Origin of the sequence: Hallella multisaccharivorax DSM 17128 (genome assembly GCF_000218235.1) — a bacterium.
Taxonomy (GTDB): domain Bacteria; phylum Bacteroidota; class Bacteroidia; order Bacteroidales; family Bacteroidaceae; genus Prevotella; species Prevotella multisaccharivorax.
Map to the genome: position 1 here is coordinate 463,623 of NZ_GL945017.1, position 13,620 is coordinate 477,242.

Annotated in this window: 10 protein-coding genes; 7 read left to right on the top strand and 3 right to left on the bottom strand. The window is 51.1% G+C overall.

Annotated features, from left to right (window positions below; all coding sequences use genetic code 11):
• Positions 1–3: 3 nt before the first annotated feature.
• The 7 genes from infB to PREMU_RS02430 all read left to right on the top strand — a co-directional run bounded on the left by infB (position 4) and on the right by PREMU_RS02430 (position 9,689).
• Positions 4–2,988 carry a translation initiation factor IF-2 gene (infB, locus tag PREMU_RS02400; RefSeq protein WP_007572861.1) on the top strand — a complete coding sequence of 995 codons (2,985 nt, stop codon included), beginning with the start codon at positions 4–6 and terminating at the stop codon, positions 2,986–2,988.
• Between the two features lie 155 nt (positions 2,989–3,143).
• Complete coding sequence (gene sufB / locus PREMU_RS02405) at positions 3,144–4,598, top strand: Fe-S cluster assembly protein SufB (protein ID WP_007572862.1); 1,455 nt, start codon at positions 3,144–3,146, stop codon at positions 4,596–4,598.
• Between the two features lie 65 nt (positions 4,599–4,663).
• On the top strand, positions 4,664–5,428 hold the full coding sequence (sufC, locus tag PREMU_RS02410) for a Fe-S cluster assembly ATPase SufC (protein ID WP_007572864.1): 765 nt from the start codon (positions 4,664–4,666) through the stop codon (positions 5,426–5,428).
• A 10-nt stretch (positions 5,429–5,438) separates the two neighbouring features.
• Positions 5,439–6,782, top strand: coding sequence for a Fe-S cluster assembly protein SufD (gene sufD, locus PREMU_RS02415; RefSeq protein WP_007572865.1), 1,344 nt, complete (start codon positions 5,439–5,441; stop codon positions 6,780–6,782).
• 41 nt (positions 6,783–6,823) lie between these two features.
• Positions 6,824–8,089 carry an aminotransferase class V-fold PLP-dependent enzyme gene (locus tag PREMU_RS02420; RefSeq protein WP_007572866.1) on the top strand — a complete coding sequence of 422 codons (1,266 nt, stop codon included), beginning with the start codon at positions 6,824–6,826 and terminating at the stop codon, positions 8,087–8,089.
• 4 nt (positions 8,090–8,093) lie between these two features.
• Positions 8,094–8,771, top strand: a complete 678-nt coding sequence (locus PREMU_RS02425; RefSeq protein WP_007572867.1) for a ribonuclease HII — start codon at positions 8,094–8,096, stop codon at positions 8,769–8,771.
• A gap of 3 nt (positions 8,772–8,774) precedes the next feature.
• Entirely contained in the window at positions 8,775–9,689 is a 915-nt protein-coding gene (locus tag PREMU_RS02430; RefSeq protein ID WP_007572868.1) for a WYL domain-containing transcriptional regulator, read from the top strand.
• Positions 9,690–9,827: 138 nt separating this feature from the next.
• On the opposite strand, the gene PREMU_RS02435 is transcribed toward PREMU_RS02430, so the two are convergent.
• The 3 genes from PREMU_RS02435 to pnp form a co-directional block, all read right to left on the bottom strand.
• Positions 9,828–10,172, bottom strand: coding sequence for an AAA family ATPase (locus PREMU_RS02435; protein WP_050796332.1), 345 nt, complete (start codon positions 10,170–10,172; stop codon positions 9,828–9,830).
• A gap of 152 nt (positions 10,173–10,324) precedes the next feature.
• Positions 10,325–10,867 carry a rubrerythrin gene (gene rbr / locus PREMU_RS02440; RefSeq protein ID WP_007572869.1) on the bottom strand — a complete coding sequence of 181 codons (543 nt, stop codon included), beginning with the start codon at positions 10,865–10,867 and terminating at the stop codon, positions 10,325–10,327.
• Between the two features lie 333 nt (positions 10,868–11,200).
• Positions 11,201–13,522: a polyribonucleotide nucleotidyltransferase gene (pnp, locus tag PREMU_RS02445; RefSeq protein WP_007572870.1), complete on the bottom strand. Its 2,322-nt coding sequence runs from the start codon at positions 13,520–13,522 to the stop codon at positions 11,201–11,203.
• Positions 13,523–13,620 lie beyond the last annotated feature (98 nt).

A 13,620-nucleotide genomic window follows, 5' to 3' on the forward strand; every position in this document is an offset into this window, starting at 1 on the left:
TATATGATCATCAGATTAAATAAAGCATTACGTGAACTGAATATAGGACGCCAAACGGCAGTTGGCTTCCTGCAAAAGAGAGCCGGTATGCTGGGCGAGGTCAAGGATGACCTCAACTTCAAGCTTAACGACAAGCAGTATGCGGCGCTCGTGGAGGCTTTCAAGAAGGATGCGGCCGTCAAGGAGAAGGCAGAGCAGCTCTTCAAGAAGCCGGAGAAGAAGAAAGACCGCGACAACGCCAAACGCCGTGTGGAGAACAGCCTGGAGCCGGGCGCCCATCAGAACTATACCCCACTGGGCAAGATCGATCTTAGCAGCGTCGGAAAAAGCTCTATGGGACGCAAGTCTGATGCTGCTTCGAAGAAACCCGCCAACAAGCCCGAGACTGCTGCCGTCAGTCAAAAGGTCGATTCGGCTCCCGCTAAAGAAGAGCCCGTAGCAGACAAGGCAACGAAGCCTGAAGAGAAGCCTGCTGAGAAATCTATGGAGAAGTCCGTGGAGAAACCTATGGAGAAGTCCGTGGGAAAACCTGTGGTAGCTCCGGTGAAACCCGAAGAGAAACATGTGGAGAAACCAGCAGAGGCCCCCAAGACTGCGGAAGCCAAAGCTGAGACTTCTGCTTCGCCGCAGCCTACCGCCAAAGCCAAAGAGCCTCAGAAGCAAGAGACTTCCACGGAAAAGCCCGCGCCCAAACAGCGTCAGGTCATTCAGAAACCGGCGGCTATCAAGGTGGCCGAGGTAACCCAGCCTATGGCTGATACGAAGAAAGGTACGGAAATCTTCCGTACAAAGACAGAGGCCCGCATTGACGACACGCCAAAAGTAACCGTCCTCGGCAAAATAGACCTGAACTCCATTAACTCCAGCACACGCCCAAAGAAGAAGACGCGTGCCGAGCGTCAGCGTGAGCGTCAACGTCAGCAGAATGGCGGAAACAACACCAACGCCAATAACCGTGGAAAACGGGAACGCATCAATAACAATAAGGTGGACATCAACGCTGCCTCCAACCAGCAGAGCGGAAATAAAAACGGTAACGGAAAGAAAAAGAAAAACCGCAACCGCAGCAACAGACCTTTGGAAGTCAACGACGAGGATGTGGCACGCCAGGTTAAGGAGACACTGGCACGCCTGACCAGCAAGAGCCAAAACAAGAAAGGCGCCAAATACCGTAAGGAGAAACGAGATGCCGTCCAGGAGAAGCTTGATGCCGAGGCACGTGCTGAAAAGAAAGAGAGCAAGGTGCTGAAGCTTACCGAGTTCGTGACCGTGTCAGAGCTTGCCACGATGATGAACGTATCGGTGACGCAGGTCATCTCCACGCTGATGAGCATCGGCATCATGGCCTCTATCAACCAGCGCCTCGATGCCGAGACCATCAACATGGTGGCAGAAGAGTTTGGCTTCAAGACAGAGTATGTCAGTGCTGAGGTGCAGGAAGCCGTGAGCGAGGAGGAGGACGACGAGAGCGATCTCGTGACCCGTGCTCCGATAGTGACCGTCATGGGTCACGTCGACCATGGTAAGACCTCACTGCTCGACCACATCCGTAATACGAATGTCATTGCCGGTGAGGCAGGCGGCATCACCCAGCACATCGGTGCCTACGGTGTGACGCTCAAGGATGGCCGCAAGGTCACCTTCCTCGATACCCCAGGTCATGAGGCTTTCACCGCCATGCGTGCCCGTGGTGCGCAGGTCACTGATATCGCCATCATCATCATTGCCGCCGACGACTCCGTGATGCCTACTACAAAGGAGGCCATTGCCCACTGTCAGGCTGCCGGTGTGCCGATGGTGTTTGCCATCAACAAGATAGATAAGCCGGGGGCCAATCCCGACAGAATACGTGAAGATCTGGCCAACATGAACCTTCTCGTCGAAGAGTGGGGCGGTAAATACCAGTGCCAGGAGATCAGTGCCAAGAAAGGCACCGGCGTAGACGAACTCATGGAGAAGGTGCTGCTCGAGGCCGATATGCTTGACCTCAAGGCTAACCCCAACCGCAAGGCTACAGGTACTGTCATCGAATCGTCGCTCGATAAGGGCCGCGGGTATGTATCAACGGTGCTCGTAAGCAACGGTACGCTACATGTGGGCGACATTGTATTGGCCGGCACCTCGTGGGGCCGTGTGAAAGCCTTATTCAATGAGCGCAATCAGCGCATTGATAATGTGAAGCCCGCTGAGCCCGCCATTGTTCTCGGCTTGAATGGAGCTCCTACAGCTGGCGACCAGTTCCATGTCATCGAGACCGAGCAGGAGGCACGCGACATTGCCAACAAGCGTGAGCAGCTACAGCGTGAACAGGGTCTTCGCACACAGAAGCGCCTGACGCTCGGCGATATCTCGCACCGTATCGCACGTGGTGAATTCCACGAACTCAACATCATTGTCAAGGGTGATACCGACGGCTCCATTGAGGCCTTGTCCGATTCCTTCCTCAAACTGTCTACCGAGAAGGTGCAAGTCAACGTCATCAGCAAGGCTGTGGGGCAGATTTCGGAGAACGATGTCATGCTCGCCTCGGCTTCTGATGCTGTCATCGTCGGCTTCCAGGTACGCCCGTCTGTCGACGCCCGTAAGCTTGCCGACCGTGAAGGTGTGGAGATCAATACTTACTCCATTATCTACGATGCCATCGACGACATCAAGGCCGCCATGGTAGGTATGCTCGATAAGGTGACGAAAGAGGTGGTCACCGCTGAGGTGGAAGTCAAGCAAGTGTTCAAGATCTCCAAGGTTGGTGCAATTGCCGGTGCCTTAGTCACCGAGGGCAAGGTGCACTCCAAGGACAAGGCCCATGTCGTGCGTGACGGTATCGTGGTGCACACTGCGCCTATCGCTGCCCTGAAACGCTATAAGGACGACGTGAAAGAGGTGGTAACAGGCCTGGAGTGCGGTATCTCGCTGGTCAACTATAACGACATTCAGGTGGGTGATATCATCGAGACCTTCACGGAGATTGAGGTGGAGCAAAAACTGTAAGGCACGTTGCGCCCCAGTTACAGTCAAGTAAACACGGTTGCTTGCCGCGGTGAGTGACAACATCCGGTAACAATTGTGATTCATGATAAAGGTGGCACGGCTTTTGTTCGTGTCACCTTGTATTATTAATACATCTCGTAATATTATAGTTATATATGGAGATAAAACTTAAGAAGGAAAGCAACGACTTTGTCAAGGAGGTTGCCAACCAGAAATATGAATATGGCTTCACGACAGATATTGACACTGAGGTCATTCCCAAGGGCCTCAACGAGGATGTCGTAAGGCTCATTTCCAAGAAAAAAGGTGAGCCCGAGTGGCTGCTTGGCTTCCGGCTCGAAGCCTACCGCTATTTGAAAACATTGAAGATACCAACGTGGGGACATGTTCATGTCCCGCCCATCGACCTTCAAGCCATCTCCTATTATGCTGATCCATTGGCCAAAAAACCGAAGAATAAGGAGATGGACCCAGAGCTGGAGAAGACCTTCGACAAACTTGGTATTCCCCTCGAAGAGCGTCTGGCTCTCAGTGGCACGGCTGTTGACGCGGTAATGGACTCCGTCTCCGTGAAAACGACATTTAAGAAGCAGCTCGCCGAGAAAGGCATTATCTTCTCCTCGATTGGTGAGGCAGTGAAGAATCATCCGGACCTCGTGCGTCAGTATCTCGGATCAGTGGTGCCTTATCGTGATAATTTCACCGCCGCCCTCAACTCGGCGGTCTTCTCCGATGGTAGTTTCGTGTATATACCCAAAGGCGTGCGTTGCCCGATGGAGCTAAGCAGCTATTTCCGTATCAACGCCCGTAACACAGGACAGTTTGAGCGTACGCTCATTATTGCCGACGACGATGCCTATGTCTCTTACCTCGAGGGCTGTACGGCACCGATGCGCGATGAGAACCAATTGCATGCCGCCGTCGTGGAGATTGTGGTAATGAACAATGCTGAAGTAAAATACTCTACCGTGCAGAACTGGTATCCGGGTGATGAGCACGGAAAAGGAGGCGTGCTCAATCTTGTGACCAAGCGGGGCGACTGCCGTGGCGTCAACTCCAAACTGTCGTGGACACAGGTAGAGACAGGATCAGCCATCACATGGAAATATCCTTCCTGTATCCTCCGCGGTGACAACTCGCAGGCTGAGTTCTACAGCGTGGCAGTCACCAACCACTATCAAGAAGCCGACACAGGCACAAAGATGATCCACATCGGCAAGAACACTAAGTCGACCATCATCTCGAAAGGCATCTCAGCCGGACACTCACAAAACAGTTATCGTGGCCTCGTCCGCGCGGCAGCCAGTGCGGAGAATGCGCGCAATTACTCTTCATGTGACTCTTTGCTCCTGGGGTCAGACTGTGGAGCCCACACGTTCCCCTACATGGATATTCACAACGATACGGCAGTCGTGGAGCATGAAGCAACGACCTCGAAGATCAGTGAGGACCAGCTCTTTTATTGCAACCAGCGAGGCATCCCTACAGAGGATGCAGTAGGGCTCATCGTTAATGGCTATGCCAAGGAAGTGCTCAACAAACTCCCCATGGAGTTTGCCGTAGAGGCTCAGAAGCTGCTTTCCGTCTCATTGGAGGGAACAGTAGGATAATATTATTAATGGGCTTATTAAGCCCAGTAGGCGCAAACACATAGGCCTGTAAAAAACAAAATACTATGTTAGAAGTAAGAAATCTTCACGCCACGATAGCTGGCAAAGAGATATTAAAAGGAATCAACCTCACTGTCAATGATGGTGAGATACATGCCATCATGGGACCCAACGGCTCGGGCAAATCCACACTCTCGGCCGTATTGACGGGCAACCCGCTCTACACAGTCACAGAGGGCTCCGCCATGTTCAACGGCAAGGATCTTCTGGCAATGAAGCCTGAGGACCGCGCGCGTGAGGGACTGTTTCTCTCCTTTCAGTACCCCGTAGAGATACCAGGTGTATCGATGGTCAACTTCATGAAAGCTGCTGTCAATGCCAAGCGCGAATATGAGGGTAAGGAACCTCTCAAGGCTCCCGAGTTCATGAAACTGATGAAAGAGAAACGTGAGCTTGTAGAGCTCGACCCGAAACTTTCGCGCCGCTCCGTCAATGAAGGCTTCTCCGGCGGAGAGAAGAAGCGCAATGAGATCTTCCAAATGGCGATGCTCAACCCGAAGCTGTCTATTCTCGATGAAACCGACTCTGGGCTCGATGTGGATGCCATGCGCATCGTGGCAGATGGAGTCAACAAACTTTTTGCACCCGATAAGTCGATCATCGTCATTACCCACTATGAGCGTCTCCTTGATATGATTAAGCCACAAATGGTTCATGTGCTTTATAATGGACGTATCGTACGCACTGAGGGACCGGAACTGGCTAAGGAGATTGAGAAGCGAGGATACGACTGGATCAAGGAAGAGGCTGATGAGAAATACGGAAAATGAGGAGGAACACATGAGTAGCGAAAAACAATATATTGATCTGTACGCACAGTCGAGGGAGATGCTCAATGCACATTCCTCTGCCGTGCTGAACGGAGTCCGCGACAGCGCCTTTGAGGATTTCAAACGTCAGAGATTTCCCTCACGTAAAGTAGAACGCTACAAATACACGGACATGGACAAGCTATTCGAACCTGACTACGGCGTGAATGTCAACCGTGTGGAATTTCCTATCAACCCTTACAGTGTCTTCAGTTGCGATGTACCCAATCTCTCTACATCACTCTATTTTGTAGTCAACGATACCTTCTACAAGAAAGCTCTGCCTAAAGTAGGACTGCCGGAAGGCGTGGAGGTGATGAGCCTGAAGGATGCCGCCGATGTACATCCTGACTTTGTCGCCAAGTATTATGGGAAGATAGCAAAGACATCTGAGGATGCCGTTACCGCCCTTAACACGATGCTGGCAGAAGACGGCCTCTTCATTCATGTGCCTAAGAATATCAAAGTTGAGCGTGCCATTCAGGTGGTCAATATCTTGCGTTCGAACGTCGACCTTATGGTTAACCGGCGGGTGCTCATCGTCATGGACGAAGGAGCCGAGGCAAAGTTGCTTTTCTGTGACGACTCGGCCGATGACCGTAACTTCCTCGGCACTCAAGTCATTGAAGCCTATGTAGGCGAGAATGCCAGTCTCGACCTTTATTGCCTGGAAGAAACACACGACAAGAATACACGGGTGAGCAATGTCTACATTGATCAACAGGCCAACAGCCGGCTCAACCACAACGTCATTACCTTACAGAATGGCATTACCCGCAATCGCCTCGACCTCGTTTTCAAAGGAGAGGGAGCCGAGTGTTGGTGCAACGGCTGCGTCATTGCCGACAAGAGCCAGCATGTGGACAACAACACACTCATCGACCATCAGGTCGGGCACTGCAATTCACACGAGCTCTACAAATATGTGCTGGACGATCAGGCTGTTGGTGCCTTTGCCGGGCGAGTGCTGGTGCGTCACAACGCGCAGAAGACCAACTCCGAGGAACGCAACCAAAACCTCGTGATGACCAAGCACACCCGTATGTACACTCAGCCGATGTTGGAGATTTATGCCGACGACGTAAAGTGCTCGCATGGCTCCACGGTGGGACAACTCAACGACGCCGCCAAATTCTACATGCAGCAGCGGGGTATTGATGAGCATGAGGCAAAGCTTCTGTTGGAGTTTGCCTTTATTGGCGAGGTCATTGACCAGATCAAACTGGAACCCTTGCGCGACCGTCTCCACCAGCTGGTGGAGAAACGTTTCCGCGGTGGACTCGGCACATGCAATGGCTGCAAGATCTGTAAATAAAGTAAGACTTCACTTGGAACTCAGCATTTATGACATAGAAAATGAATTATGATATTGAAAAAATAAGGGAAGACTTCCCTATATTGAGTCGCAAGATTCATGGCAAGCCTTTGGTCTATCTCGACAATGCCGCCACGACACAGAAACCACTATGCGTACTTGACGCCATGCGTCACGAATACCTCAACGAGAATGCCAACGTCCACCGCGGCGTGCACTATCTTAGCGTGCAGGCCACAGAACTACACGAGCAAGCACGCGAGACTGTGCGCCGCTTTCTCAATGCTAAGAATACCACAGAAATCGTCTTCACGCGTGGCACTACCGAAGGGCTCAACTTGATAGCCTCCACCTTCTCAGAGGCGATAATGCAACCCGGAGATGAAGTCATCGTATCGGTCATGGAGCATCATTCCAACATAGTGCCGTGGCAATTGGCTGCCAACCGCAAAGGCATTCACCTCCGCGTCATTCCCATGAGCGACGATGGTGTGCTGGACATAGAAGCCTATCACAATCTCTTTAATGAGAAGACAAAGATCGTCAGCGTGACCCATGTTAGCAATGTGCTGGGAACTGTCAATCCGGTGGAAGACATCATCCACATTGCTCACAAGCATGGGGTACCTTGTGTTGTCGACGGTGCACAGAGCGCGCCACACTTCAAGATTGATGTACAGCAGTTGGACTGTGACTTCTATGTCTGCAGCGGCCACAAGATGTATGGTCCGACGGGCGTCGGTGTGCTGTATGGCAAGGAGGACTGGCTCGACCGTCTGCCGCCATATCAGGGCGGAGGCGAGATGATCGACCATGTAAGCTTTGAAAATACCACATTTGAGCAGCCACCCCTGAAGTTTGAGGCCGGCACGCCCGACTATATCGCCACTCATGGTCTTGCCGTAGCTATCGACTATTTGGAGAAGCTGGGTATGGATAACATAGCAGCCCATGAGCATGCGCTCACTGAGTATGCAGTGCAACGTCTCTCACAGATTGACGCTATACATATCTACGGTCACGGATTGGCTTATGGTAATCGTAACTCTCAACTCTCAACTCTAAACTCTAAACACCTAAGTGATGCGGTTATCTCTTTCAATGTCGGCAGGATTCACCACATGGATATGGGCACGCTGCTCGACCAGCTCGGTATCGCTGTGCGCACGGGTCATCATTGCGCTCAACCCCTCATGGATCGCCTCGGTGTCCTCGGTACTGTCCGTGCCTCCTTTGCCCTCTACAACACGAAAGAGGAGATTGATACGTTGGCAGAGGGAATAGAGAGAGTATCAAAAATGTTTTAGAGTAATGCTTTCCCCACATTATTATAAGGATCTGTTGGAAGCGGGATGCGATGAAGCCGGGCGTGGATGCCTGGCAGGCAGCGTGTATGCTGCTGCCGTCATCCTGCCGGCCGATTACGATAACCCCGCACTCAATGACTCAAAGAAGCTCTCTGAGAAGCGGCGATATGCTCTACGTGAGCAGATCCAGCACGATGCGACAGCATGGGCCGTAGGCGTTGTCACTCCTGAGGAAATTGATGAGATCAACATCCTCCACGCTTCTTTTCTTGCCATGCACCGCGCTATTGCCCAGTTAAACTTCAAGCCCAGGGCACTGATCATCGACGGTAACCGGTTTGATGCCACGCCAAGCTTGCCAAAAAGATGCGGGAATTTTGATGATACTAACGGGTGCAGACGGTTACAAGAGTCGCACCCTGTAACAATTCCATATACTTGTATTGTCCACGGCGACGCCAAATACCAAGCCATTGCCGCAGCCTCCATTCTTGCAAAGACCTATCGCGACGACTATATGAACCGGCTTGATGAAGAGTTTCCCATGTACGATTGGCGCAAAAATAAAGGCTATCCAACCCGTGAGCACCGCACGGCTATTGCCAAGTATGGCATTTCAAAATATCACCGTAAGAGTTTTAATCTTTATGGTGACCGACAGCTTGAATTGAAATTTGAATAATCAATGGCAAAGGAAAATGAGACAACTCGGTCACTTTACCGCTGGCTCAACGTAATCAAAGCCATTGCAGGTGACCAAGGACAATCCGCAGCATCGATAGCTGAGATCTTAGGATCCAGCACCCGTAACGCCTATTACGTGCTGAATGCTTTGGAGAAATACGGATTTATGGTCAACCATACCAAAGGATCCTACAGTCTGGACATCAACTCTCCTTTTTTTCGCGAGTTGAGATCTTCCGTTAACTTCACCACCGACCAGGCAGCCTATCTTTACAAACTCCTCTTGCTGACAGGGAAAGACAACGCCTTAGCCGGCGCATTGATGGTGAAACTGGAGCGATTTTATAACCTCAACGGGCAGGACGGGAATGAAAAGAGCTACGGACCCTATAAAAATTACCTACTATTGAAGCGTGCTATACATGATAAGAAATGCGTTGTACTACATAACTATGCATCCTCCAACAGCCTTACGGTAAGGGACCGCTTTGTAGAGCCATTCATGTTTCTCGGAGAGGAAAGTGACATTCGTGCCTATGAACCGGAGTCAAGTATCAACAAGACTTTCAAGATCTCTCGCATTAGCAGTGTTGACATACTCGAAGATGACTGGAGCCATGAAGAAAAGCATAGGGATGCCTTCACCGATATGTTCATGTACAGTGGAGAGATCAGGCATCATATTCGTCTTCGCCTCGATGTGTCTTCTTCGAATTTCATGCAGGAGGAGTACCCTCATTCAGAAGCTTGTCTCACACGTGAAGATGACACACATTGGCTCTTAGAGACCGATGTGGCGAACTATGCGGGTATAGGGCGCTTCATCCTCGGACTCTACGACCACATAGAAATCATTGAGGATGAAGGCTTGCAACAGTATCTTCGGCAACAGATCCAAAAAATGCTGGACAGATAACATCTACAGCTCCACCGTCAAAGCATTGCCATGTATTCAATACTCTTAGACGGCTGCATCGCCTGACTGCCATTACTGGAATTCTCGCTAACAAGAACGATATTGAATCGTCTGTTACTTAGCATTCCTTTAAAAGCGCTACGACGGTTGCTCACAAACGTAGAGCAGGAATCCTATGGTTGACTTAAGTGCATTGAGATCATAGTATTTCCCGCTGCTCAGGTCAAGATGTATGACTGGATATTTCACCCAGTCTTTTTCCAGCATCTCTATGGCGAGCCCTTTAAACAGTTCTTTCTTGCCCTCAAAATATGCCTGCATCGTCGTGACAAGCAGTGACTTGCCAAAACGACGGGGACGATTCAGAAAGCAACTTTGTGCCCCTTTGACTAAACTATAGATAAGTGCGGTCTTGTCTACATAATACCAGTCATTCTTTCGAATTTCCTCGAATGTCTGTATTCTTAAAGGGTATCTGTTCATAGCAGCTTTGTGTTAATGGTTCGTTTCGATTGCAAAAATAGTACTTTTTTCGCAGAAAAGGATTGATTCATCTGAAATTTTCTTGCAGACGAAAAAGCCCGCGACAGGCATACTGTCGCGGGCAATGGTATATGAATGTTGACAGAGAATGATTAATAGTTCTCTGCTTTGATTTCGAAGAAGCTCTGCGGATGGTTGCAGACGGGGCACACCTTCGGGGCGAACTTGCCGACTACGATATGGCCACAGTTGCGGCACTTCCAGATGCGCTCATCGTCGCGGGAGAAAACGATACCCTCCTCGAGGTTACCAACAAGCTTCTTGTAGCGCTCCTCATGATGCTTCTCAATGGCACCTACCATGCTGAACTTAGCGGCAATCTCCTTGAAGCCTTCTTCCTCAGCCTCTTTCGCCATACGAGCGTACATATCAGTCCACTCGTAGTTCTCACCGGCAGCAGCAGCCTCGAGGTTGCTCTTGGTGTCCTTCAGATCACCACCCTCAAGATACTTGAACCAGAGCTTAGCGTGCTCTTTTTCGTTGTTGGCTGTCTCCTCGAAGATAGCGGCAATCTGCTCGTAGCCATCCTTGCGGGCCTTGCTTGCGAAATAAGTATACCTGTTACGAGCCTGGCTCTCACCTGCGAATGCTTCCTGCAGATTCTTCTCTGTCTTTGTTCCTTTCAGTTCTTTCATAATGTCTTTGTATTAATGTATTATATCTCGTTTTTGTATTTCGAGTGCAAAGATAGAAAGAATATCAATACCCTCCAAATAATTCCACTAAAATTTTGTAATTATTACAAAGAATTTGTATGGTTTCAACATTGAGATCACTCCACATCGGTTAAAATCCATCGTGTGACAGTTGCTTGACGATCGTGTGACAGTTGCTTGACAATCGTGCGACAATTGCTTGACAATCGTGTGGCAGTTGTCGCACGATCAGAAATTGGCAGAGGCATCTACCTGACAAAATAAGGGCGACCGTCATGGCCACCCTCATTTATTTGATGAATTTACAAAAAATTAGTCTACATCGTTATTGTGATCGAGCTGATCAGAGAAGTCTCTGTGTTGCTCCTGACCGTTGTCGTGGTTCTCATAACGGCGTAGACGGCGCTCGCCGTGCTGCTGTGCGCCCTGCTCGCCATTCTCACGGCGTGGACGGCGCTCGCCATTCTCACGGCGTGGACGACGCGGACGCTCCTGATAGCCTTCGGGCTTCTCGAGAAGCACGCGGTGCGAGAGTTTGTACTTGCCGGTCTTAGAGTCAATCTCAAGCAGCTTAACTTGAATATGATCGCCCTCCTTGATGCCAGCCTCCTCCACGGTCTCGAGACGCTTCCAGGCAATCTCAGAGATGTGAAGCAGTCCTTCCTTGCCCGGGAGAATCTCCACAAAGCAACCGTAAGGCATAATGCTCTTCACCACTCCATCGTAGACTTCGCCCACCTCGGGTAGCGCAACGATGCCACGAATCTTGGCAATAGCTATGTCGATACTCTCTTTGTTGGGAGCCGACACCTGCACATGACCCACTCCGTCCGCCTCGTCGATAGTGATGGTGGCACCGGTTTCTTCCTGCATCTGCTGAATGATCTTTCCACCTGGGCCAATGACGGCACCGATGAACTCCTTAGGAATATCGAAGGCCTCAATGCGGGGCACCTGGGGCTTGAGCTCCTCACGAGGCTCCGAGATGGTCTTCATCATCTCACCCATAATGTGCTCACGGCCGGCCTTGGCCTGCATGAGTGCTTTCTCAATGATGTCGAACGACAGGCCGTCGCACTTGATATCCATCTGTGTGGCTGTCAGACCATCCTTCGTACCAGTGGTCTTGAAGTCCATGTCGCCAAGGTGATCCTCGTCGCCGAGAATATCAGAGAGAATGGCATACTTGTCCTCACCGGGATTCTTGATGAGACCCATGGCAATGCCTGCCACCGGCTTCTTGATGGGCACACCGGCATCCATGAGGGCGAGAGTGCCACCGCAGACGCTGGCCATCGATGAAGAGCCGTTGGACTCAAGGATATCAGAGACTACACGCACGGTGTAGGGATAGTCTGCCGGAATCTGGCCTTTGAGGGCACGCCATGCTAAATGGCCGTGGCCTATCTCGCGACGGCCGGGGCCGCGCTGACTCTTCGCCTCACCGGTAGAGAATGGTGGGAAGTTGTAATGGAGCAGGAAACGCTGGTAGCCCTGGCTCACCACACCGTCGATCATCTTTTCATCGAGCTTGGTACCGAGTGTGACGGTAGCCAGTGACATGGTCTCACCTCGCTGGAAGATAGCGCTTCCGTGAGGCATGGGAAGCGGGCTCACCTCGCACCAGATAGGACGCACCTCGTCGGTCTTGCGGCCGTCCATGCGCAGGCCCTCATCAAGGACGCAGCGGCGCATGGCATCACGCAGCACATCGTTCCAGTAGCGGCCGGCCTCAGCGTGCTTCTCCTCCAAATCCTCCTCAGAGAGATCGGTGTGAGCAGCGTCGTATTTCTCAAGGAAGTCGGCGAGTGTTTGGTCGAAAGCGTCGTTACGCTCCTGCTTAGGCAGAGTCTTATGAATAGTATCGTAGGCAGGCTGATAGAGCTCATCGTGGATTTGCTTGCGCAGGTCCTCATCGTTGATCTCGTCGTTGTACTCGCGCTTGACATCGGTACCCAGCTCCTTGGCGAGCTCATCCTGCAGCTCACACATCGGCACGATGGCCTTTTGTGCCGCCTTGAGCGCTTCCACGAGGTCGTGCTCCGACACCTCGCTCATCTCTCCTTCCACCATCATGAGGTTGTCCTTGGTGCAGCCCACCATAATGTCGAGATCGGCATCCTTCATCTGATCAAAGGTCGGGTCGATGACATATTCACCGTTGACGCGGGCCACACGGCACTCAGAAATGGTATGCTCGAAAGGAATCGTAGAGCAAGCCATGGCAGCAGAGGCTGCGAAACCAGCCAGTGCGTCGGGCTGATCCTTTCCGTCGGAGGAGAGGAGCCAGATTTGTACGAATACCTCGCAATGGAAATCAGAAGGGAATAAAGGCCTTAGTGCGCGGTCTACAAGGCGGGAAATAAGAATTTCTTCATCTGTGGCTTTACCCTCACGTTTGGTAAAACCGCCGGGAAAACGTCCGGTCGCGTAATACTTCTCACGGTAATCAACTGTCACCGGCATAAAATCGGTGCCGGGAACTGCCTCTTTGGCTGCGGTGACGGCAGCAAGGAGCACGGTGTTGTTCATACGGAGAACAACGGCGCCGTCGGCTTGCTTGGCAACCTTTCCGGTCTCAATTGAGATGGTTCTCCCATCTGGCAACTGGACGGTCTTTGTAATAACGTTCATCTAAAAAACTAAAAAACTTATTGTTTTGACTAACATCTAAAAATCGTTACAAAGGTACACATTATTAATATGTTGTGGCAAGAAAAGGCGGATATTTT